Origin of the sequence: Streptomyces sp. NPDC006624 (genome assembly GCF_040611555.1) — a bacterium.
Lineage (GTDB): Bacteria > Actinomycetota > Actinomycetes > Streptomycetales > Streptomycetaceae > Streptomyces.
This window is the reverse complement of sequence record NZ_JBEXOM010000027.1, coordinates 19,631-39,987: the sequence shown is the minus strand read 5'-3', so window position 1 is coordinate 39,987 and position 20,357 is coordinate 19,631. Positions and strand designations below refer to the sequence as shown.

Sequence of the window (20,357 nt, the reverse complement as noted above, 5' to 3'; positions counted from 1 at the left end):
CGCTCGCCCTCTGACCGGACCGGTCGACCCCTGACCCGACCGCTCACCCCCTGACCGGACCGCTCACCCCCTGACCTGACCGCTCGCCCTCTGACCGGCTGCGGTCCGGCCGGGCATGGCGCCGTTCACCTTCACACACCCTTACCGATCACACACCCTTACCGAACGCCGTCCTCAGGGAGGGCTGAGGGGACAACATCATGAGTTCTGTCGTCATCGCGGTCGCAGGAGTCGTCGTACTCCTCGTGCTGATCGCCCTGGTCGTGGTCAGCCGGTACAAGGTCGCCGGCCCGAGTGAGGCGTTCATCGTCACCGGGCGGCGCGGCAAGAAGTCCACCGATCCCGAGACCGGCCGGGTCTTCACCGACAACAGCGGCCAGAAGGTCGTGGTCGGCGGCGGCGTCTTCGTCGTGCCGTTCGTGCAGCAGAAGTTCACCCTGGACCTGTCCTCCCGGCACATCCCCGTCGCCGTGCGCGGCGCGGTCACGCTGCGCGGGGTGAAGGCCAACCTGGAGGGTGTCGCCATCGTCAAGGTCGGCGGCAGCGAGGACGCCATCCGGGCCGCCGCGCAGCGGTTCCTGATGCAGCAGGACGGCATCGTCGGCTTCACCCAGGAAGTGCTCTCCGGCGCCCTGCGCGCGATCGTGGGCCGGATGTCGGTGGAGGACATCATCCGCGACCGGGCCGCCTTCGCCGGGCAGGTCGCCGAGGAGGCCGAGGCCAGCCTGTCCGGGCAGGGACTGGTGCTGGACGCCTTCCAGATCCAGGACATCACCACCGAGGGCTCCTACCTGGAGGACCTCGGCCGGCCCGAAGCCGCCCGCGCCAAGCAGGAGGCCGACATCGCCGAGGCGGTCGCCCGGCGCGCCGCCGAACAGGCGCGGCTGAAGGCCGAGGAGGAGATCGCCGTCGCCCAGCGGACCTTCTCCCTCAAGCAGGCCGAGATCAAGGCCGAGACCGACGAGGCCGCCGCCCGCGCGGCCGCCGCCGGACCGCTCGCCGAGGCGGCCCGGCAGCAGGAGATCCTCACCCAGCAGGAGAAGGTCGCCGAGCGGCAGGCCGCGCTGACCGACCGTCAGCTCGACACCCAGGTCCGCAAGCCCGCCGACGCCCAGCGCTACGCCGCCGAGCAGGAGGCCGAGGCCAAGCGTGTGGCCCGCGTCAAGCAGGCCGAGGCCGAGCGGCTGGCCGCCATCGCCGCCGCGCAGGGCGAGGCCGAGCGGGCCCGGCTGACCGGTGAGGGCGAGAAGCAGCGCCGCAGCGCACTGGCCGACGCCCAGGCCATCGAGGGACTCAAGCAGGGCGAGGCCGAGAAGGCCCGGCGCGCGGCCATCGCGGAGGCGGTCCGGCTGGAGGGCGAGGCAGAGGCGGCGGCGATCGGCGCCACGGGCGCGGCCGAGGCCGAGGCGATGCAGAAGAAGGCCGACGCCTTCGAGCGGTACGGCGACGCCGCCGTGCTGCAGATGCTCATCGAGGTGCTGCCGCAGGTCGTCGCCAAGGCGTCCGAGCCGCTGAGCGCCGTGGACAAGATGACCGTCATCTCCACCGACGGCGCGAGCCAGCTCTCCCGCACGGTGGCCGACAACGTCGCCCAGGGCGTCGAACTCCTCAGCTCCACCACCGGAGTCGACCTCGCCGAACTGCTCAAGGGCATCACCCAGGGCCGCGGCGGCACCCAGCCCGCCGCCGCGCCCGCGGCCGAGGCCAACGGGAAGATCCAGATCGGCTGAGGCCGACGGCAAGGGGCCGAGGGCCCGCGGCGTCCGACCGCGAGGCCCCCGGACCAGTGGCGCCGTCCCGCGGACAGGGCGCACGCCGACCAGCGCAGGCACGACGGAACGGGGGCCCATATGCCCGAGGTACACCCCGGCACGCACCGGACGACCGCGCTCGCGCATCCGGCGACCGCGAGGGCCGTCGCCGGCCGGCGTCGGCGGGCCTGGCGCTGGATCGGCACCGGGACCACGGCCACCCTCGCCGGGTGGGCCTTCGGTCCGGGCTTCGCCGAGACCGGGGTCGGCTGGCTCCGGGCACTCGCCGGGTTCTGCGTCGTGTGCGGCCCTGCCGCCTCCGTCGTCGGGGCGGCGGCGCTCGTCACCTCACGGCGTGTGCGGCACGTCGTGGCGGCGCACCCGTGGACTGCCTGCCGCGCGGTCGCCGTCCCCGCGGGCCAGGGCCCACCACGCGTGGTGCTGCGCCTTCCCACGGCAGACGACCTCGTTCCGCTGTCGGTGCGCACCGCGGCGCCGCACTACCATCTGGCCGACCCCGGGCCGGACGGCGTGCTGTGGTGGGCCGGGGACCCCGGCACCGGCGGGGTCGTCGCGCCGCCGGGCGGGGAGCACCTGCTGTGGGTACGCCCCACGCCGTCCGGCCGGCTGCGCCGCGGTGACGCGGAAGCCGCCGTGCGGCACGGGCTGCTGAGCGGGCCCACCCCTCCACAACCCTTTGCCGACGCCACACCTCGGCAGCAGGACGGGGATCTGCCCCGCGCCACGTTCGCCCGAGCCGCCGACACGACCGGGCCGAACAGGACGCCCCCGGCGCAGGAAGCCGGGCAGGCCGCACAGGCCGCACAGGCCATACAGGCCGGGCAGACCGCACAGGCCGAGCAGGCCGAGCAGGCCGAGCAGGCCGAGCAGGCCGCACAGGGTCGTCCGGAGCGTGGCGCCCCGGGCCGGTGATGGAGACGGCCAGGACGGCCAGGCCACACCGGCGGTGTCCGCCAGCCAGGCCGACCGTGCCGTAGATGCCGGAGATGCCGGAGACGGCCGCGGTCGCTGCCCGGAAGGCGACGATGAGAGGAACGTCCGTTCCGCCGGCGGCAACCGCCCCGGTCGCGGCGTGGGTCAGCTGAGTTCGGAGAAGCGCTCCACCGCGCGCGTCCTGCCGGTCACGACGATGACGTCACCCTTGTGAACGACGGTCTCGGCGGTCGCGTAGGTGAAACCCTCGCCCGGCCGCTTGATGCCCACGACCGTGACGCCGTAGCGGCTGCGGACCTGGCTCTGCCCGAGCGGCACTCCGGTGGCGGTGTCCGGGGCGATGGTCTTCACCAGCGCGTAGTCGTCGTCGAACTCGATGAAGTCCAGCATCCGGCCGGTGACCAGATGGGCGACCCGCTCGCCCATCTCGTGCTCGGGAAGAACCACGTGGTGCACGCCGAGACGTTCGAGGATCTGGCCGTGCTGGCGGCTGATGGCCTTGGCCCAGATGTTGGGCACCTCGGCCTCCAGCAGGTTGGAGCTGACCAGGATGCTCGCCTCGATGTCGGTGCCGATGGCGACGACCGCCCTGGTGAACTCGTTGACGCCGAGCTGACTCAGCGTCTCGGCGTCCGTGCAGTCGGCGACTGCGGCGTGAGTGAGCCCGTCGCTGTACTTCTGGACCAGGCGGGCGCTGGTGTCGATACCGAGGACGTCCCAGCCGCGTCTCATCAGCTCGTTGGCCAGGGAGGAGCCGAAGCGGCCGAGCCCGATGACGGCGACTCGCTGGTCACCACCGTGGGCCTCGGTCCCCGTCGGGCGCTCGCGATGCCGGCGGCGCAGGAAGGGCAGCTTGCTAGCCAATGACGGGTCGCTCCTCTGGCAGGTCGTAACGGCGGGTGCGCTCGCGCAGGGCGAGAGCCGAGACGAGCGTGATCGGGCCAAGGCGGCCCACGAACATCAGGACGATCAGCAGCAGCTGTCCGGCCGTCGGCAGGTCCGCCGTGATCCCGGTGGAGAGACCGACCGTGGCGAAGGCCGACACCGTCTCGAACAGCACCGCGTCCATGGGCTCCTCGGTGAGTGCGAGCAGGACCAGCGTCGAGCCCATGACGAGCCCGACTCCCAGCAGCGCCACCGTCAGGGCCTGGCGCAGCGCGTGCGGGGCCAGACGGCGGCCCAGCACCGTGGAGGTGGGCTCGCCCCGCACCTCGGCGAGGATCGCGGCGAGCAGTACGGCGAAGGTGGTGACCTTGATGCCGCCCGCGGTTCCGGCGCTGCCGCCGCCGATGAACATCAGCACGCAGGTCATCAGCAGTGTCGAGGCGTGCAGCGCGCCGACGTCGACCGCGTTGAAGCCGGCCGTGCGGCTCATGGCGGAGTGGAAGAAGCCGTCGAGGATCTTTCCCGGGGTGCTGTGCGGTCCCAGCGTGCCGGGGTTGGTCCACTCCAGCAGGCAGGTCAGGACCGTGCCGGCGACGAGCAGGACCGCCGTGCCGCTCAGGGTGAGTTTGCTGTGCAGGCTCCAGGTCCGGCGCCCCGTCGTGCGGCGCCGGCGGCGGTGCCGCAGGACCTCGAGCAGCACGGGGAAGCCGAGGCCGCCCAGGATCACGGCGGCGGCGACGGGCAGGGTGATCCAGGGGTCCTGGGCGTAGCGGGTGAGGCTGTCGGCGTGCAGTCCGAAGCCGGCGTTGTTGAACGCGGACACGGCGTGGAAGTAGCCGAGGTACACCGCGCGGCCGAAACTCTCGCCGTAGCCGTACCCGAAGCGCAGCGCCAGCACCGCGCCCACCGCCAGCTCGACGGTCAGCGTGGTCCCGGCGACGCCGATCAGGACGCGCCGTACGTCGCCGATGCCGAGGCTCTTGGTCTCGGCCTGCGCGGTCAGCTGCATGCGCAGCCGCAGTCGGCCCGAGATCAGCACCGCGAGCAGCGACGCCATGGTCATGATGCCGAAGCCGCCGATCTGGATCAGCGCCATGATCACGCCCTCGCCGAAGCCGCTCCAGTACGTTCCGGTGTCCACCACGGCCAAGCCGGTGACGCACACCGCCGAGGTGGCCGTGAACAGCGCGGTCACGAAGCCGGGCGAGGCACCCCGCTCCGTGGCGAAGGGCAGGGACAGCAGCGCCGCGCCGAGCAGCACCACCAGGGCGAAGGCCACGACGACCGCGCGGGCGGGATGAGCCGTGAGCAACGACGACCGTGACCACAGTCGCGTCGCCAGCCGTGCCATCGCCGTCCCTGCCCTGTGTGTGCCGACGACTCCACTGTCCCGGCGCGTCGGAGTCGTGTGCTCGTCAAGATCCCGGCCGCACACCCTACCCGCGGCTCCGGGCGGCATGACCTGTTCGGGGCGGTGTCGGCACGCCCGGTCCGTCGAACCGCGGTCGACGAGGGCCAAGGGCGGCAGAGGGAGTCCGCAGGGGCGGGGACCGTATTCCCTCCGCGTCGCAGGGCGCCCCGCCCTTATCGTTTATTGGCGTACGATCCGAAGTGATTCGCGTTGCAAGGGAATTCCTCGCTCCCGTGTTGCCGGCTGTGATTCCACCGGCGTCTTCGACAAGAGGCCCGATCGACACGGGCCGTTCCGGCCGGAAGTCGTGATCCTTTTCACCCGTCACCGTTTATGCCGGACCTGCCTCGGGATGTCAGAGTCTCGTCCGTGATCACCTCCACGACCTGGAGCGTTGACCACGGAACCGTCTCCCTGACCTGCGGACGGAAGAACGACCATCGGGGAATTCACCATGCGCAGGACCACCACACGCCGCGTCTCTCTGACCGCGATAGCCGCCGTCACCAGCGCCGCCCTGCTCGCCACCACGGCTCCCAGCGCCACCGCCGCCGACGGCAGCAGCCGGGCGACGGCTCGCGCCGCGACTGCCTCCTCCGCGACGCAGACTCCCGAACTGACAACTGAGCAGCGCCAGTTCATCGAGCAGGAGATGGGCCCGGAGGCGCTGGCCGAGATCGAGCAGGCCATGAGCCGGAACGGCGGCTTCGCCTTCCCGATCGCCGCGGCGGCCATCGGCGCCGCGGCATGGTGTGCGAAGGGCACACTGGCCAGCATGCCCACCTCGGTGCTCAGCGACATCGCGGCGGGCAAGGCCTCCAGCAAGAAGACCTACGTCAGGAACGCCGTCATCGGCTGCCTCGGGGGTGAAATCGGGGGCGTCGTCTGGAAGTTCCTGCCGGGCTGGGTCAAGAACAAGGCCGTCAACATGGTGATCGCCTTCCTCATCAAGTACATCCGCTGAAGCCGCTCGGCACCGCGCGAACCCTGGGGCGTCCATGGCCTACGTCTTCATGTTCGGTTGTTTCCTCCTGCTGGGAGTGGCCAGTTCGCTGGCCGCACGTACCGGATACCGCGGCAAGGTCTGTGACCGGTCGGACGGGTACGAGGTCCCCGCTGAGGTGAAGTCCGACCCCGGGCTGAGGAAACGGGCGAATGATCTGGTGGCCTTCTGGTGCACCGGGGCCGCGGTGCTCAGCTTCGCCCCGTTGGTGCCGATCGGCACGGTCGTCATGAGCGGCGGTGGCCGATCGATCGGCACCTGGGGACTTGTGGTGCTCGCCCTCTACGGCCTGGCCGTGGTGACCGTGGGCGTCTACCCCTTCGAGAAGATCAAGAGTCTGGGCCGGTCCGCCGGGCGGTGAAACGGCGCACGCGCCCTCGGGCGGTGTGCTGCCCGCGCCTCGAGGCTGCCTACAGCACCTGGCGGCCTGCCGCCGCGCCGCCGGGGTCGTCGGCGAGCATCACGCCGGCGGTGATCCGCTTGCCGACCGGTTCGCGGTGGATGGCGAAGCTGACGCAGAGCGCGGTGACGATCTCCAGGCCGTGCTGTCCGATCCGGCCCGGGTCGGGGGCGAGGATGGCCGGCAGGACGGTGCTGCTGTCCCACACGCTGATCTGCACGGTCCCGTCCTGGATCTCCAGGGTCATGAGACAGGGGCCGGGGGCGTACTTGCGGGCGTTGGTGACCAGCTCGCTCACCACGAGCTGGGCCACGCCCACGGCCCGGCCGGAGACCGGCAGCCCGTGCTCGGACTGCACCCGGGACAGGAAGGCACCGGCCGCGTCACGGGCTTCGGCGATGCCCGTGTCGTCCTCGACGGCGACCGATACGGCGATGGCGGCGGGCACCGACGGCCTGCCGTCGTCCTCGGCCTCCGGGACGGGTCGGCGCTCCGAGCTCATTGCGTATTCGTGCAACACGCACCCCACGTACCCCGGAAATTCCAACTGATGCCGCTCGCCGCCCGGCCCGGCGGCGTATGTCACATACGCCGCCCTCCCGCACACAGCGTCTGGCCGGCGGGCCGGAGAGGGCCGAGTCCGGCTCTCCCCTGCTCCCGCGGGCCCCAGGGCGGAGAGGGGGGCTAACCCCAGTGCGGCCGGCACACCCGCTTCCTACCGTGGACGGCATGAGCGGAATGGACGCGCGGGACGCCGACCTGAAGAAGGAACTCGACGCCACCCTGCACGCACGCAGGGAACTGGGCGAGGACTACGACTCCGCGCTGGTCGAGTCCTTCCTGGAGAAGGTCGACCAGCGGATCGACGGCGCGGTGGAGCGCCGGGTGCGCCGGCAGCTGGCCGAGCAGCAGATGCAGACGGCCCGGGACTCGCGGACGCCGAAGGCCACGGACTCCTGGGGGGAGCGCTTCGGCTTCGGGATCGTCTCCCTGGTCCTCGCGGTGCCGCTGTCGGCGATCGGCGGGGGCGTCGCGCACCTGCCCGGTCTGATCGTCGCCTGGGTCGGCATCGTCGGGGTCAACGTCGCCCAGGCGGCCCGCACCAACCCGGGCCTGTTCGGCCGCCGCAAGTCCTCCCGGGACGGCGACTGGCAGGACTGAGCCCGGGCGCGACGAGGGGGAGTTGCGCGGGGACCGCCGCACCCCCGTGAACGAGGGGCGGGACGACGGCGGTCCCCGCGAAGGACGCGGGCCTGGTCAGGCCTGGCCCCCGCGTCCGAGACGCCGGTGGAGGTCCGGGAGCCGCTCCGGAGGTCCGTGACGCCTGCGGCGCCGGCGGGGGCGGGGAGCCGCTCCCGCCCTGCCGACATCCACTACTGTGCAGGACCCGTGTTAAGCGGGTGCTGCGCGAACGTGTCGCGCTCGTACCACTTCCGCGAAGTCCGCCTGCGCGATGCCGGCTGGTGGAGTCCGGCCCTGCGAGGCCCGGTTGCGACCGCCGCCCCACGCAGGCAGCAGCAGCGCGGCCCGCCCTCGCGGGCCCACTCCAGCGGTCCGCGTCCGCGAGGCCCACGACCCCAAAGCCGCCTCCCGAGACGTGCCTCCGCGAGGCCCACGGCCCCAGGGCCGCCTCCCGAGACGCGCCTCCGCGAGGCCGCCTCCACGCGACCCGCCCCCGCGAAGCCGCCTCCCCGACCCCCGCGCCCGCGAGACCCGCCCCGCGAAGCCCCACCTCCCCGAACGCCCCCCGTTCACACGCCCCGCCCCCGTCACACCCCCGTCACGCCCGTCACGCCCCCGTGCGGGCCAGGAAGGACAGCAGGTCCTGGCGGCTGACCACGCCGGTCGGCTTGCCCTCGACGAGGACGATCGCCGCGTCGGCCTTGCCGAGGACGGCCATCAGGTCGGCCACCGGCTCGCCGGAGCCGACCTGCGGCAGCGGGGCGGACATGTGCTTCTCCAGCGGGTCGTCGAGCGAGGCGTTCTTGCTGAACAGCGCGTCCAGCAGCTCGCGTTCCACGACCGAGCCGACGACCTCGGCGGCCATCACGTCGGGGTGCCCGGCGCCCGGCTTGACGACCGGCATCTGCGAGACGCCGTACTCGCGCAGCACGTCGATGGCCTGGCCGACGGTCTCCTCCGGGTGCATGTGCACCAGGGAGGGCATGCGGTCGCCCTCCTTGTCGTTCAGCACGTCGCCGACGCGGGCGCTCGGGCCCGTGTCCTCCAGGAAGCCGTAGTCGGCCATCCACTCGTCGTTGAAGATCTTGGAGAGGTAGCCGCGGCCGCTGTCCGGCAGCAGCACCACCACGACGTCGTCCTCGCCGAGCCGCGAGGCGACCTCCAGCGCGGCCACGACGGCCATGCCGCAGGAGCCGCCGACGAGCAGGCCCTCCTCCTTGGCGAGGCGGCGGGTCATCTGGAAGGAGTCCTTGTCGGACACGGCGACGATCTCGTCCGCGACGCTCCGGTCGTAGGCGGTCGGCCAGAAGTCCTCGCCGACGCCCTCGACGAGGTAGGGCCGGCCGGAGCCGCCGGAGTAGACGGAGCCCTCGGGGTCGGCGCCGATGACCTTGACCTTGCCGTCGCTGGCCTCCTTGAGGTAGCGCCCGGTTCCGGAGATGGTGCCGCCGGTGCCCACGCCCGCCACGAAGTGCGTGATCCTCCCCTCCGTCTGCTCCCACAGCTCCGGGCCGGTGGAGTGGTAGTGGGAGAGGGGGTTGTTGGGGTTGGAGTACTGGTCGGGCTTCCAGGCGCCGGGCGTCTCCCGCACGAGCCGGTCGGAGACGTTGTAGTACGAGTCCGGGTGCTCGGGGTCCACGGCGGTCGGGCACACGACCACTTCGGCACCGTAGGCGCGCAGCACGTTGATCTTGTCGGTGCTGACCTTGTCAGGGCACACGAAGATGCACTTGTACCCCTTCTGCTGCGCGACGATGGCGAGTCCCACACCCGTGTTGCCGCTGGTCGGCTCGACGATCGTGCCGCCGGGCCTGAGCGCGCCGCTCTCCTCCGCGGCCTCGATCATGCGCAGGGCGATGCGGTCCTTCACCGACCCGCCGGGGTTGAAGTACTCCACCTTGGCCAGGACGGTCGCCCTGATGCCCTTGGTCACGCTGTTGAGCCTCACCAGCGGGGTGTTGCCGACGAGGCTGATCATCGAGTCGTGAAATCGCACCGTTGTCTCCGGATGCCGCAAAGAAGTGGTCCTAGTGGTGCCGCCAGCCTATGACCTCGCGGTGGTCCGTGACGGTCGTTCACTCCCTGTTGCGATTGGGCGACGGGCCGTACGGGGCAAGCACTGGGTGTACGGGTTCGAGGAGGTGGCGTCGACGCATGACGAGCATGTCGAGGGCGAGGGCGGCCCGGCGGATCGCGGCCGGCGCCGCGTACGGCGGCGGCGGGATCGGTCTGGCCGGGGCGGCCGCCGCGGGGCTGCTGCTGGCGGAGGTGCAGCTGGCCCGGCGCCGGGTGGGGAACGGCAGGTCACCGCACGTGCCGCACGCGGACGGGCGGTACGGCGGCACGTACGCCGCTCCCGGTGAGGTGCCGCTGCGGCTGACGATGCTGGGTGACTCCACCGCCGCGGGCCAGGGGGTGCACCGCGCCGGGCAGACCCCGGGGGCGCTGCTCGCCTCGGGGGTGGCGGCCCTGGCGGAACGCCCGGTGGAGCTGCGCACGGTGGCGCTGCCCGGCGCCTGCTCGGACGACCTGGACCGTCAGGTGGCCCTGGTGCTGGCGGACCGCGACCCGGTGCCCGACATCTGCGTGATCATGATCGGCGCGAACGACGTCACCCACCGCATGCCCGCGACCCGCTCGGTCCGCCACCTGTCCGCGGCGGTACGGCGGCTGCGCACGGCCGGCGCGGAGGTCGTCGTCGGCACCTGCCCGGACCTCGGCACGATCGAGCCGGTGCAGCAGCCCCTGCGCTGGCTGGCCCGGCGGGCCTCCCGGCAGCTGGCCGCCGCCCAGACGATCGGAGCGGTCGAGCAGGGCGGCCGCACGGTGTCCCTGGGCGACCTGCTGGGCCCGGAGTTCGCGGCGAACCCGCGCGAGCTGTTCGGCCCGGACAACTACCACCCCTCCGCCGAGGGCTACGCCACCGCGGCGATGGCGGTCCTGCCGACCGTCTGCGCCGCGCTGGGCCTGTGGCCGGCCGAGGAGGAGCGCCCGGACGCCTCCCGCCGCGAGGGGTTCCTGCCGGTGGCCCGCGCGGCGGCGGAGGCCGCCTCGGAGGCCGGCACGGAGGTCACGGCGGCCATGCCGGCCGGTCCGCGCGGCCCGTGGGCCCTGCTGAAGCGGCGGCGCCGCCGCCGGGTGCCCGAGCAGGAGCCGTCCCCCGTCACGCCGTCGACATGACGGGGCGACCCTCCGCGACGGCCCGGAGACCCTCCGCCAAAAAGCAAGCGCTTAGAAAACTGCGGCCAGGGTCACACCGCCACACCCGTGACCCAGCCCATACGTACGGGTAACTTCCCAGTCAGCCCAGCCAGACCACCCGGTACGTCAATGGAGCCGTGATGCCCGAAGCCGTGATCGTCTCAGCCGCCCGCTCCCCCATCGGCCGCGCCTTCAAGGGCTCCCTCAAGGACCTGCGACCGGACGACCTCACCGCCACGATCGTCCAGGCCGCCCTGGCCAAGGTCCCCGAGCTGGACCCGCGGGACATCGACGACCTGATGCTCGGCTGCGGCCTGCCCGGCGGCGAGCAGGGCAACAACCTCGGCCGGATCGTCGCCGTGCAGATGGGCATGGACCACCTGCCGGGCTGCACCGTCACCCGCTACTGCTCCTCGTCGCTGCAGACCAGCCGCATGGCCCTGCACGCCATCAAGGCCGGCGAGGGCGACGTCTTCATCTCGGCCGGCGTCGAGATGGTCTCCCGCTACGCCAAGGGCAACTCCGACAGCCTCCCGGACACGCACAACCCGCTGTTCGCCGAGGCCGAGGCCCGCACCGCCGAGGTCGCCCAGCAGGAGAACACCACCTGGCACGACCCGCGCGAGGACGGCCTGCTGCCCGACCCGTACATCGCGATGGGCCAGACCGCCGAGAACCTGGCCCGCGTCAAGGGCGTCACCCGCCAGGACATGGACGAGTTCGGCGTCCGCTCGCAGAACCTCGCCGAGGAAGCCATCAAGAACGGCTTCTGGGAGCGCGAGATCACCCCGGTGACCCTCCCGGACGGCACCGTCATCTCCAAGGACGACGGCCCGCGCCCCGGCGTCACCCTGGACGGCGTGGCGGGCCTCAAGCCGGTCTTCCGCCCCGACGGCATGGTCACGGCAGGCAACTGCTGCCCGCTGAACGACGGCGCCGCCGCGCTGGTGATCATGTCCGACACCAAGGCGCGCGAGCTCGGCCTGACCCCGCTCGCCCGGATCGTGTCCACCGGCGTCTCCGGTCTCTCCCCCGAGATCATGGGCCTCGGCCCGGTCGAGGCGAGCAACCAGGCCCTGCGCCGCGCCGGTCTCACCATCGACGACATCGACCTGGTCGAGATCAACGAGGCGTTCGCCGCGCAGGTGATCCCCTCCTACCGCGACCTGGGCATCCCGCTGGAGAAGCTGAACGTCAACGGCGGTGCCATCGCCGTCGGCCACCCCTTCGGCATGACCGGCGCCCGCATCACCACCACGCTCATCAACTCCCTGCAGTTCCACGACAAGCAGTTCGGCCTGGAGACGATGTGCGTCGGCGGCGGCCAGGGCATGGCCATGGTCATCGAGCGCCTCAGCTGAGCGCCGTACCGTAACCGCCTTACCACCGACCGTGAGGCAGCGGCCCAGAACCCGGGAAACACCAGGGTTCTGGGCCGTTTTGTGATCCAATCTCCCCCAGGATGTGACCTATCTCCCTCCATCCGGGGAGAACCGCAGGTCACAGTAGCCCCACCCCCTCCCCCGACACCGAAGCCCTGTCCGTTTCGTGACGTTACGCACTGACAGCTGGTTAGTCCGCCCTTCAAGCTGATGTAGGAAGTCGGGGGTCGACTTTGAACCGGGAGTACGTCAGTGAGCGCCATGCCGATCGCGTTGCTGGTCACCACGGCCGCCACGGGCGCCGTGGGCGTCGCCGTCCTGCGCACCGTCCTGCAGCTGCGCCGCCAGGTCGCGGCCCTGCACACCGCGCTGGCCGAGAACCGGGCCGCCACCACCCGTGCACTGCTGCCCGCCGCCCGCACCACGACCGACACCGATGAGATACGGGCCGCCGTGGCGGCGGCCCTGGCCGAGGAGCGGGAGCGCGAGCTCGCCGAGGCGCGGGCGTTCTGGGCCGCCCAGGAGGCCCGTGACGCCTCGGACGCGCCGTCCCTGCTGGGCCTGACCGACCATGATCTGTTCCTGCCCCGGCAGGCCGACTTCGCGGGTCTGGAGCCGGTCTCGGAGTCCGGCGCGGACACCGAGGAGCAGGCCGGGGAGTCCCCGGAGCTGGCCGCGGCCCGCCGCCGCCACCCCTCCCACCCGGACTTCGTGCCGAACCCGTCGCCGGTCGTGAACGACCACGAGCGCACGGTCGCCACGCTGGAGGAACTCGCCGCCTCCCGCGTCGAACTGACCGACGTCCGCCCCGGCCCGCTGGGCACCCTGGACGTCTACGTCTTCGCCGACGGCACGACCCTGTGCATGACCCCGGGCCACCGGGAGACGGCGGAACGGCTGGCCGGCGCCCTCCGCTCGGGCGAGACCCCGACCCTGCTGGGCGGCTCGGGCATCTCGGGCGCGTACACGCTCACGTTCGAGTGCGGCGAGGAGAACGTCTACATCCTGGCGGACCGGGTCATCGCGTCCCTCTAGGAGCGCGGGGAACCGCGCGGGCGACCGCACGCGGCCCGCGCACGGAACTCAGACCCCCGCCCGCTTCTGCGCCTCCTCGACCAGCCGCACCGCCTCGTCGACGTCGGCGTCGCCGGGAACCACCACCGCCAGATCGTGCGCGGCGACGGTGATCTGGTCCGCCGCCGCGAACATCCCCGCATCCGGCATCTCCCGGGGCTCCACGCCCTCGAGGACCTGTGCCCTGCGGGCCAGCTCCCGGGCCAGCCCGAGAGCCTCGGCGGCAGCGCCCCGCTGCAACCGGCTCTGGGGCGCGGCCCTCAAACGATCGGCGAAGTGATCCACCGCACGGGTCAGAGGCGTCGTATCAACCACGCCGCGAGCGTACGCGTCGCTGCGGGACTGTTGCCAACGGGCGGACACTCAGGCACGGTGACCTGAAGGACCGGCTTACATCCCAGCGTCCGGAGGCGCCGATGTCCCAAGTCTTCTCCGAAGAGACCCACCGCAACATGCTCGCCCGCATTCCCCATTGCACCGGTCGTGAGATCTCCGACTGGTTGCGCACCGTCGAAGAAGGCCCGGCACTCTTCCGCTTCGAGGAAAAGGTCAGCTGGCTCCGGCACGAGCACAACCTGGCGTACGGCCACGCCAAGGCGATCATCCATGAGTACGACCTGAGGAGGGCCGCGCGGAAGCTGCTGTGAGCCGGCGCCGCCCGGACGACGACGAAGGGCCCCGGCACGAGCCGGGGCCCTTCGCGCTGCGACCGTCTGCGACTAGTCGTTGCTGTTGAGGATCGAGATGAGCCTCAGGAACTCCAGGTAGATCCACACGAGGGTCAGCGTGAGGCCGAAGGCCGCGAACCACGCCTCCTCGCGCGGGGCACCGTAGGCGATGCCGTCCTCGACCTGCTTGAAGTCCAGGGCGAGGAAGCAGGCGCCCAGGATGATGCCGATGACGCCGAAGATCACGCCCAGCGCACCGCTGCGGAAGCCGAGGCCGTCACCGCCGCCGAACACGGCGAACAGCAGGTTCACCATCATCAGCAGGACGAAGCCGAGCGCGGCCGCCATCACGAAGCCGTAGAAGCGGCGGTTGACGCGGATCCAGCCGGCCTTGTAGGCGACCAGCACACCGGCGAAGACCGCCATGGTGCCGATCACCGCCTGCATGGCGGCGCCGTCGGCGATGCGGTTGTCGACGATGTTGGACACGACGCCGAGGAAGACACCCTCGAACGCGGCGTACGTCAGGATCAGCGCGGGCGAGGCCTTGCGCTTGAAGGACTGCACGAGCGCCAGGACCATGCCGATCAGGGCGGCGCCGATACCGATGCCGTAGCTCCGGCCGATGTTGGCGTCGTCGATCGGCAGCAGGGCCCAGGAGAGCGCGGCGGTGACGACGAGCACACCGAGCGTGCTCGCCGTGCGCAGCACGACGTCGTCGATGGTCATCCGGCCGGTGGTGGCCGGGGCCTGCGGCGGCGCGCCGTACTGCAGGTCCTGCTGGGCGTAAGGGTTCTGCGCGTACGGGTTCTGCGCGTACTGGTTGCCAGTCGGCTGCGCGTACGGGTTGCCCTGCGTGGCGACAGCGGGACCCCCGGCCTGCGGCGCGGTGTTGAAGCCCGCGTAGCCGTTGTCGCGGCTGAACCCCCGTCGCGAGAAGACCGGGTTTCTGCTCCTCATTTCACTCCTCCATGGCCAGCCACCGTGCGTGGCCTTGGCTCAAGAGTAATAGGTAGGCAAAGGAATGACCCTAGTGCTTGGGGAGGATCTTTCCCTCGTCGTGCTGCGCAACACGCTACGCGGCCCGTTGATTCCCCACATCGGAGGGGCTGATTCATGACCGGACCGCGACACGTCCGCGACCTTGCGGCGAGTACCCGCTCCTGCCGTGTTCACCTCACCCGAACGGGAAGCCCGTGTACGCCTCGGCCAGGTCGGCCTCGGCGGCGCGGGAGGAGGCGATCCGCTCCAGCCGGGCCAGCTGGAGCCGGTCCTCGAAGGGCGTCGCTCCGGGTGCCCGGTGCAGCAGGGCCGTCATGTCGCAGGAGAAGCGCTCGGCCTGCCAGATCCGGCGCAGGCAGGTATCGGAGTAGGCGTCGAGCAGCTCCGGTGAGCCGGTCCGCTCCTGGTGGACGAGTGCCCGCGCGAAGGTCACGACGTCGCCGACGGCGAGGTTCAGCCCCTTGGCGCCGGTCGGCGGCACGATGTGCGCGGCGTCGCCGGCGAGGAAGAGGCGGCCGTGGCGCATGGGCTCGTGGACGTAGGAGCGCATCGGCGTGACGGACTTCTGGGTGATCGGGCCGCGCTCCAGCCGCCAGTCGTCGGCGGTCTCGAAGCGGCGCTCCAGCTCGTCCCAGATCTCCTCGTCGCCCCAGGACGCGGCGTCGGTGCCGTCGGGCACCTGGAGGTAGAGGCGGGAGACCGACGGTGAGCGCATGGAGAGCAGCGCGAAGCCGCGGTCGTGGCGGGCGTAGACCAGTTCGTCGTGCGAGGGGGGCACGTCGGCGAGGATGCCGAGCCAGCCGAAGGGGTACGTCCGTTCGAAGACCCGGGTCAGTGCGGCCGGGATCGCCCGGCGGGCCACGCCCCAGAACCCGTCGCACCCCACGACGTACGCGCACTCCAGGACCTCCTCGCGGCCCCCGCGCCGGAAGCGGATCCGCGGGGTGGCGGTGTCCGCGTCCTCGACGGCCAGTGCCTCCGCCTCGAACAGCAGCGGGCCGCCCTCCTCCAGCTGGAGGGCGATGAGGTCCTTGCACACCTCGGTCTGGGCGTAGACCGTCACGGACCGGCCGCCGGTGAGGGCGGGGAAGTCGACACGGTGGCGCCGGCGGTCGAAGCGGAGTTCGATGCCGTCGTGGCGCAGCCCCTCGCGGTCCATGCGCTCCCCGGCTCCGGCCGCGCGGAGCACGTCGACGGTGCCCTGCTCCAGGATCCCGGCGCGCTGCCGCCGCTCGACGTAGTCGCGGTCGCGGCTCTCCAGGACGACCGCGTCGATGCCGGCGTCGTGGAGCAGCCGGGCGAGGAGGAGGCCGGCGGGTCCGGCTCCGATGATGCCGACGGTGGTGCGCATCGGGCGACCTCTTCTCATCCGTGTTCGCCAGGTGAAAAATATTTCACTCTTCTCGGATGTGAGTTTCTGACGGCACACGGCCACTGTCAACGGGCACGCCGTGAAGTTCTCAATGGAGCACACAGGGATCGGAGTGCCCGGAGCCGGACTCGAACCGGCACGCCCGCGAAGGGGCAGCGAGGTTTAAGCTCGCCGTGTCTGCATTCCACCATCCGGGCAGGCCATGGGCTCCGCATCGAGGTTCCGAGACTATCGGGACGCATCCCCCGAACAGCGGAAGCACGGACCGATGTTGTCTTATTTTATTGACGTCTGAGGGTGCATCAGCACTCGGAACAGGCCATCCGCACTTGCCAATAGCCTTGCGTGCGGCGGTCGGCCGCGTATGCGGAATGACGGAATTTCACCGTCTGAACGAGGGCACTCCACCTGTTCTCGACACCTGGGCACCCGCGTTCACCTCACCGGCGCATCCCGCGTGGCCGAGAAGCGTCCACGCACCCGCCCGGAAGCCGGACCCCTCGGGGGCGTTCGTCATTCCCAGGTATGACACCGCGCCGCCGGGTCAGACCGGAGTCGCCCCTCAGAACCGGAACAACGGGTGACTACACGGCGGTGCGCGCCCCGGACGATGGAACACGTCCTTCCAGAACATCGCCGTCCGTCAGGAGAGCCATCCCGTGACCACCGCATCCCTCGCCGACCGGGCCACCACCGTGGCCGCGCGCGCCACGGATCTGTCGAAGATCTACGGGCAGGGTGAGACCCAGGTGGTCGCCCTGGACCGGGTCTCCATCGACTTCCGGCAGGCCGAGTTCACCGCGATCATGGGCCCCTCCGGGTCCGGCAAGTCGACCCTGATGCACTGCGTGGCCGGTCTCGACACCTTCTCCTCCGGGTCGGTGCGCATCGGCGAGACCGAGCTGGGCTCCCTGAAGGACAAGCAGCTCACCAAGCTGCGCCGGGACAAGATCGGCTTCATCTTCCAGGCGTTCAACCTGCTGCCGACCCTGACGGCCCTGGAGAACATCACCCTCCCGATGGACATCGCGGGCCGCAAGCCGGACAAGCAGTGGCTGGACTCCGTCATCGGCATGGTCGGGCTGGCCGACCGGCTGGGCCACCGGCCCTCCCAGCTCTCCGGCGGCCAGCAGCAGCGCGTCGCCGTGGCCCGGGCGCTGGCCTCCCGGCCCGAGATCATCTTCGGGGACGAGCCCACCGGAAACCTCGACTCCCGCTCCGGCGCCGAGGTGCTGGGCTTCCTGCGCAACTCCGTGCGGGAGATGGGCCAGACGGTGGTGATGGTGACCCACGACCCGGTGGCCGCGGCCTACGCGGACCGGGTGGTCTTCCTGGCGGACGGCCGGATCGTCGACGAGATGCACCGCCCGACGGCCGAGTCGGTCCTGGACCGCATGAAGGCGTTCGACGCCAAGGGCCGCACCAGCTGATCCCCCGTCAGGACCGACAGGACTGAGAAACGCCACCATGTTCCGTACCGCCTTGCGCAACGTCCTCGCGCACAAGGCCCGGCTGCTGATGACCGTGCTCGCCGTGATGCTCGGCGTCGCCTTCGTCTCGGGCACCCTGGTCTTCGCCGACACCCTCTCCCACGCCTTCCGCAACCAGTCGGCCAAGAGCTACGACGACGTCGCCGTCTCCGTCACCGCGTACGCCGACCCGGACGATCCCGAACAGGTGCCCGGCCTGACCGGCAAGGTCCTCGACGAGATAGCCGCCGTGGACGGCGTCGCCGGGGTGTACGGCCGCGTCGAGGGCTTCGCCGGGGTCGCCGACCCCGAGGGCAAGCTGATCGGCGTCGGCTGGTCCAACAAGGGCTCCAACTTCGCCCCCGGCAAGGACGGCAAGGACGCCGCCTACACGTTCACCGACGGCTCCGGCCCGGTGAAGGACGACCAGATCGCCCTGGACGAGGAGTCCGCCGCCAAGGGCGAGTACCAGGTCGGCGACCGGGTGCGCGTCGCGACCAACGGCCCGGTGAAGGAGTACACCCTCAGCGGCGTGTTCACCACCGAGGACGGCGCCGTCAACGCCGGCGGCAGCCTCGTCCTCTTCGACACCGCCGTCGCCCAGAAGCAGTACCTCAAGCCGGGCTACTTCGAGAGCGCCACCGTCACCGCCGCCCCCGGCGCGAACGACACGCGGATCCTGGACGCGGTCAGGCCGCTGCTGCCGGACACGGCAGAGGCCCGCACCGGCCAGGCACTCGCCGACGAGCAGGCCGAGCAGATCGAACAGGGCATGGGCAACCTCAAGCAGGTCCTGCTCGGCTTCGCGGGCATCGCGCTCTTCGTCGGGATCTTCCTCATCTCCAACACCTTCACGATGCTGGTCGCCCAGCGCACCAAGGAGATCGCCCTGATGCGCGCGGTCGGCGCGTCCCGCAGGCAGATCACCCGCTCGGTGCTCGCCGAGGCCGCGCTGGTGGGTCTGGTCGCCTCGGCCGTCGGCTTCGTGCTCGGCATCGGCCTGGCCGTCGGACTGCGCTCCGGCATGGCCGCGTTCGACATGAAGATGCCGGACGGTCCGCTGGTCCTGTCCGCCACCCCGGTGCTCGCGGCTCTCGCGGTGGGCGTGCTGATCACGGTGTTCGCCGCCTGGCTGCCCGGCCGCCGGGCCGCGAAGATCCCGCCGGTGGCGGCCATGAACAGTGTCCACGCGGTGGCCACCACCAAGTCGCTGGTGCTGCGCAACTCCATCGGCGCGGCCGTCACCGCCCTGGGCGCGGTGGGGATCGTGGCGGGTGCCTCGACCGGCGGCGACGACGGCCGCATGTACATCGGGGCGGGCGCGTTCCTCGCACTGATCGGCGTGATCATCCTGATCCCGCTGCTGTCCCGGCCCGTGATCGCGCTCGTCCGCCCGCTGCTCGTCGGCCCCTTCGGGGTGGCGGGCAAGCTGGCCGGCCAGAACGCCGTCCGCAACCCCCGCCGCACCGGCGCCACCGCCTCGGCCCTGGCGATCGGGCTGACGCTGGTGACCGGCCTGTCGGTGCTCGGCGTCACGGTCGGCACGGCCATCGACAAGATGACCACCGACAACATCAAGGCCGACTACATGGTCTCGATGGCCAACGGCGGTGACCTGGACCGGTCGGCGCTGTCGGCGCTGCAGAAGGCGAAGGGCGTGGCCGCGGTCTCGCCGCAGCAGGACGCCTACGTCCAGGTCGACGGCGACGACTACGTGTCCGCCTCGGCGGTCACCCCGGGCGACATCGAGAAGGTCCTGACCGTCGACGTGGTCAGCGGCAGCGCGGACTCGCTCGCCGAGGGCCGCATCGCGGTCGCCGAGAAGACGGCGAAGAGCAGGGGCTGGAAGACCGGCGACACCCTCCTCGTCACCTTCGGCGACGACAAGAAGGCCACGCTGACGGTCGGCGCCGTCTACAAGGACAGCGAGTTCCTCTCCCCCGTGCTCATCGACCGGAAGGTCGTGGACCGGCACGAGACGAAGCCGTCCATCCGGCAGATCTTCGTGAAGATCGACGGCGGTCAGAGCGCGGCGAACGAGAAGGTCCTCATCGACGCGCTGGGCGACAACCCGGCGATCACCGTGATGGACAAGCAGGACATCCGCAACGAGTTCGGCGGCGCCATCAACACCCTGCTGAACGTCATGTACGGCCTGCTGGCGATGGCCCTGATCATCGCGGTGCTGGGCGTCGTCAACACCCTCGCGATGTCGGTCTTCGAACGGCAGCAGGAGATCGGCATGCTGCGCGCCATCGGTCTGGACCGGCGCCGGGTGAAGCGGATGGTCCGGCTGGAGGCCGTGGTCATCTCGGTGTTCGGCGCGGTCGTCGGCATCGGTCTCGGGGCGTTCCTCGGCTGGGCGATCGGTGAGACCTTCGCGGACGAGATCCCGGGCTACGCGCTGGTCCTGCCCTGGGACCGCATCGGGATCTTCCTGGTGCTGGCCGGTCTGGTCGGCGTCCTGGCCGCGATGTGGCCGGCCCGCAACGCCGCCCGGCTGAACATGCTGAACGCCATCAAGGCCGAGTGACCTCGCCGCACCGCGGCACACCGAAGGGCCGGGTCCCCCGTCACGGGGAGCCCGGCCCTTCCCGCTGCGC

18 protein-coding genes and 1 tRNA gene are annotated in these 20,357 nt (G+C 71.4%); 11 read left to right on the top strand and 8 right to left on the bottom strand.

Annotated elements, in window-relative coordinates; all coding sequences use genetic code 11:
• Window positions 1-200 precede the first annotated feature (200 nt).
• Both ABZY20_RS33325 and ABZY20_RS33320 read left to right on the top strand, forming a co-directional pair.
• Window positions 201-1,730: an SPFH domain-containing protein gene (locus ABZY20_RS33325; RefSeq protein WP_356446607.1), complete on the top strand. Its 1,530-nt coding sequence runs from the start codon at window positions 201-203 to the stop codon at window positions 1,728-1,730.
• A 120-nt stretch (window positions 1,731-1,850) separates the two neighbouring features.
• Window positions 1,851-2,684: a hypothetical protein gene (locus ABZY20_RS33320; RefSeq protein WP_356446605.1), complete on the top strand. Its 834-nt coding sequence runs from the start codon at window positions 1,851-1,853 to the stop codon at window positions 2,682-2,684.
• 165 nt (window positions 2,685-2,849) lie between these two features.
• Here ABZY20_RS33320 and ABZY20_RS33315 read toward each other — a convergent pair whose 3' ends face one another.
• Together ABZY20_RS33315 and ABZY20_RS33310 are read right to left on the bottom strand one after the other, a co-directional pair.
• Complete coding sequence (locus ABZY20_RS33315) at window positions 2,850-3,569, bottom strand: TrkA family potassium uptake protein (RefSeq protein ID WP_356446604.1); 720 nt, start codon at window positions 3,567-3,569, stop codon at window positions 2,850-2,852.
• Window positions 3,562-4,941: a potassium transporter TrkG gene (locus ABZY20_RS33310; RefSeq protein ID WP_356446602.1), complete on the bottom strand. Its 1,380-nt coding sequence runs from the start codon at window positions 4,939-4,941 to the stop codon at window positions 3,562-3,564. The genes ABZY20_RS33315 and ABZY20_RS33310 overlap by 8 nt, the downstream gene beginning before the upstream one ends.
• Window positions 4,942-5,455: 514 nt before the next feature.
• Between ABZY20_RS33310 and ABZY20_RS33305 the strand changes: the two genes are divergently transcribed.
• Entirely contained in the window at window positions 5,456-5,965 is a 510-nt protein-coding gene (locus ABZY20_RS33305) for a hypothetical protein (RefSeq protein ID WP_356446600.1), read from the top strand.
• A 34-nt stretch (window positions 5,966-5,999) separates the two neighbouring features.
• Complete coding sequence (locus tag ABZY20_RS33300) at window positions 6,000-6,365, top strand: hypothetical protein (protein WP_356446599.1); 366 nt, start codon at window positions 6,000-6,002, stop codon at window positions 6,363-6,365.
• A 49-nt stretch (window positions 6,366-6,414) separates the two neighbouring features.
• Here ABZY20_RS33300 and ABZY20_RS33295 read toward each other — a convergent pair whose 3' ends face one another.
• Window positions 6,415-6,906, bottom strand: coding sequence for an ATP-binding protein (locus tag ABZY20_RS33295; protein ID WP_356446597.1), 492 nt, complete (start codon window positions 6,904-6,906; stop codon window positions 6,415-6,417).
• A 236-nt stretch (window positions 6,907-7,142) separates the two neighbouring features.
• Between ABZY20_RS33295 and ABZY20_RS33290 the strand changes: the two genes are divergently transcribed.
• Window positions 7,143-7,565 carry a hypothetical protein gene (locus tag ABZY20_RS33290; RefSeq protein WP_356446655.1) on the top strand — a complete coding sequence of 141 codons (423 nt, stop codon included), beginning with the start codon at window positions 7,143-7,145 and terminating at the stop codon, window positions 7,563-7,565.
• A 628-nt stretch (window positions 7,566-8,193) separates the two neighbouring features.
• Here ABZY20_RS33290 and ABZY20_RS33285 read toward each other — a convergent pair.
• On the bottom strand, window positions 8,194-9,582 hold the full coding sequence (locus ABZY20_RS33285) for a cystathionine beta-synthase (RefSeq protein ID WP_356446595.1): 1,389 nt from the start codon (window positions 9,580-9,582) through the stop codon (window positions 8,194-8,196).
• Window positions 9,583-9,740: 158 nt separating this feature from the next.
• Between ABZY20_RS33285 and ABZY20_RS33280 the strand changes: the two genes are divergently transcribed.
• The 3 genes from ABZY20_RS33280 to ABZY20_RS33270 all read left to right on the top strand — a co-directional run bounded on the left by ABZY20_RS33280 (window position 9,741) and on the right by ABZY20_RS33270 (window position 13,204).
• Window positions 9,741-10,766 (top strand): SGNH/GDSL hydrolase family protein, encoded by a 1,026-nt coding sequence (locus ABZY20_RS33280; protein WP_356446593.1) that lies wholly within the window; start codon window positions 9,741-9,743, stop codon window positions 10,764-10,766.
• A 161-nt stretch (window positions 10,767-10,927) separates the two neighbouring features.
• A complete protein-coding gene (locus ABZY20_RS33275; protein ID WP_356446592.1) occupies window positions 10,928-12,148 on the top strand; it encodes an acetyl-CoA C-acetyltransferase in 1,221 nt (406 codons plus the stop codon).
• Window positions 12,149-12,421: 273 nt separating this feature from the next.
• Window positions 12,422-13,204 carry a hypothetical protein gene (locus ABZY20_RS33270; RefSeq protein WP_356446590.1) on the top strand — a complete coding sequence of 261 codons (783 nt, stop codon included), beginning with the start codon at window positions 12,422-12,424 and terminating at the stop codon, window positions 13,202-13,204.
• A gap of 48 nt (window positions 13,205-13,252) precedes the next feature.
• Here ABZY20_RS33270 and ABZY20_RS33265 read toward each other — a convergent pair whose 3' ends face one another.
• Window positions 13,253-13,558, bottom strand: a complete 306-nt coding sequence (locus ABZY20_RS33265) for a hypothetical protein (RefSeq protein ID WP_356446588.1) — start codon at window positions 13,556-13,558, stop codon at window positions 13,253-13,255.
• Between the two features lie 101 nt (window positions 13,559-13,659).
• Here ABZY20_RS33265 and ABZY20_RS33260 point away from each other — a divergent pair, with 101 nt between their 5' ends.
• A complete protein-coding gene (locus ABZY20_RS33260; protein WP_059424410.1) occupies window positions 13,660-13,890 on the top strand; it encodes a DUF4287 domain-containing protein in 231 nt (76 codons plus the stop codon).
• Between the two features lie 72 nt (window positions 13,891-13,962).
• Here the strand turns inward: ABZY20_RS33260 and ABZY20_RS33255 are convergent, their stop codons facing one another.
• From ABZY20_RS33255 to ABZY20_RS33245, 3 genes are all read right to left on the bottom strand, one after another.
• Window positions 13,963-14,871 carry a Bax inhibitor-1/YccA family protein gene (locus tag ABZY20_RS33255; RefSeq protein ID WP_356446586.1) on the bottom strand — a complete coding sequence of 303 codons (909 nt, stop codon included), beginning with the start codon at window positions 14,869-14,871 and terminating at the stop codon, window positions 13,963-13,965.
• Window positions 14,872-15,088: 217 nt separating this feature from the next.
• Window positions 15,089-16,264 (bottom strand): 4-hydroxybenzoate 3-monooxygenase, encoded by a 1,176-nt coding sequence (locus ABZY20_RS33250; RefSeq protein ID WP_356446584.1) that lies wholly within the window; start codon window positions 16,262-16,264, stop codon window positions 15,089-15,091.
• A gap of 134 nt (window positions 16,265-16,398) precedes the next feature.
• Window positions 16,399-16,482 (bottom strand) — tRNA-Leu (locus ABZY20_RS33245).
• A gap of 462 nt (window positions 16,483-16,944) precedes the next feature.
• On the opposite strand from ABZY20_RS33245, the gene ABZY20_RS33240 reads away from it, so the two are divergent.
• Both ABZY20_RS33240 and ABZY20_RS33235 read left to right on the top strand, forming a co-directional pair.
• The gene (locus ABZY20_RS33240) at window positions 16,945-17,715 is read left to right on the top strand and encodes an ABC transporter ATP-binding protein (RefSeq protein ID WP_356446582.1); all 771 of its coding nucleotides are present in this window, start codon (window positions 16,945-16,947) and stop codon (window positions 17,713-17,715) included.
• 37 nt (window positions 17,716-17,752) lie between these two features.
• Entirely contained in the window at window positions 17,753-20,287 is a 2,535-nt protein-coding gene (locus ABZY20_RS33235; protein WP_356446581.1) for an FtsX-like permease family protein, read from the top strand.
• Window positions 20,288-20,357: the final 70 nt, after the last annotated feature.

Excerpts from the sequence above, each read along its gene's own strand:
- ABZY20_RS33320 (WP_356446605.1), top strand. The coding sequence starts at position 1,851 with ATGCCCGAGGTACACCCCGGCACGCACCGGACGACCGCGCTCGCGCAT.
- ABZY20_RS33250 (WP_356446584.1), bottom strand. The coding sequence starts at position 16,264 with ATGCGCACCACCGTCGGCATCATCGGAGCCGGACCCGCCGGCCTCCTC.
- ABZY20_RS33275 (WP_356446592.1), top strand. The coding sequence starts at position 10,928 with ATGCCCGAAGCCGTGATCGTCTCAGCCGCCCGCTCCCCCATCGGCCGC.
- ABZY20_RS33325 (WP_356446607.1), top strand. The coding sequence starts at position 201 with ATGAGTTCTGTCGTCATCGCGGTCGCAGGAGTCGTCGTACTCCTCGTG.
- ABZY20_RS33295 (WP_356446597.1), bottom strand. The coding sequence starts at position 6,906 with ATGAGCTCGGAGCGCCGACCCGTCCCGGAGGCCGAGGACGACGGCAGG.
- ABZY20_RS33310 (WP_356446602.1), bottom strand. The coding sequence starts at position 4,941 with ATGGCACGGCTGGCGACGCGACTGTGGTCACGGTCGTCGTTGCTCACG.
- ABZY20_RS33290 (WP_356446655.1), top strand. The coding sequence starts at position 7,143 with ATGGACGCGCGGGACGCCGACCTGAAGAAGGAACTCGACGCCACCCTG.
- ABZY20_RS33280 (WP_356446593.1), top strand. The coding sequence starts at position 9,741 with ATGACGAGCATGTCGAGGGCGAGGGCGGCCCGGCGGATCGCGGCCGGC.
- ABZY20_RS33235 (WP_356446581.1), top strand. The coding sequence starts at position 17,753 with ATGTTCCGTACCGCCTTGCGCAACGTCCTCGCGCACAAGGCCCGGCTG.
- ABZY20_RS33300 (WP_356446599.1), top strand. The coding sequence starts at position 6,000 with ATGGCCTACGTCTTCATGTTCGGTTGTTTCCTCCTGCTGGGAGTGGCC.
- ABZY20_RS33255 (WP_356446586.1), bottom strand. The coding sequence starts at position 14,871 with ATGAGGAGCAGAAACCCGGTCTTCTCGCGACGGGGGTTCAGCCGCGAC.
- ABZY20_RS33305 (WP_356446600.1), top strand. The coding sequence starts at position 5,456 with ATGCGCAGGACCACCACACGCCGCGTCTCTCTGACCGCGATAGCCGCC.
- ABZY20_RS33260 (WP_059424410.1), top strand. The coding sequence starts at position 13,660 with ATGTCCCAAGTCTTCTCCGAAGAGACCCACCGCAACATGCTCGCCCGC.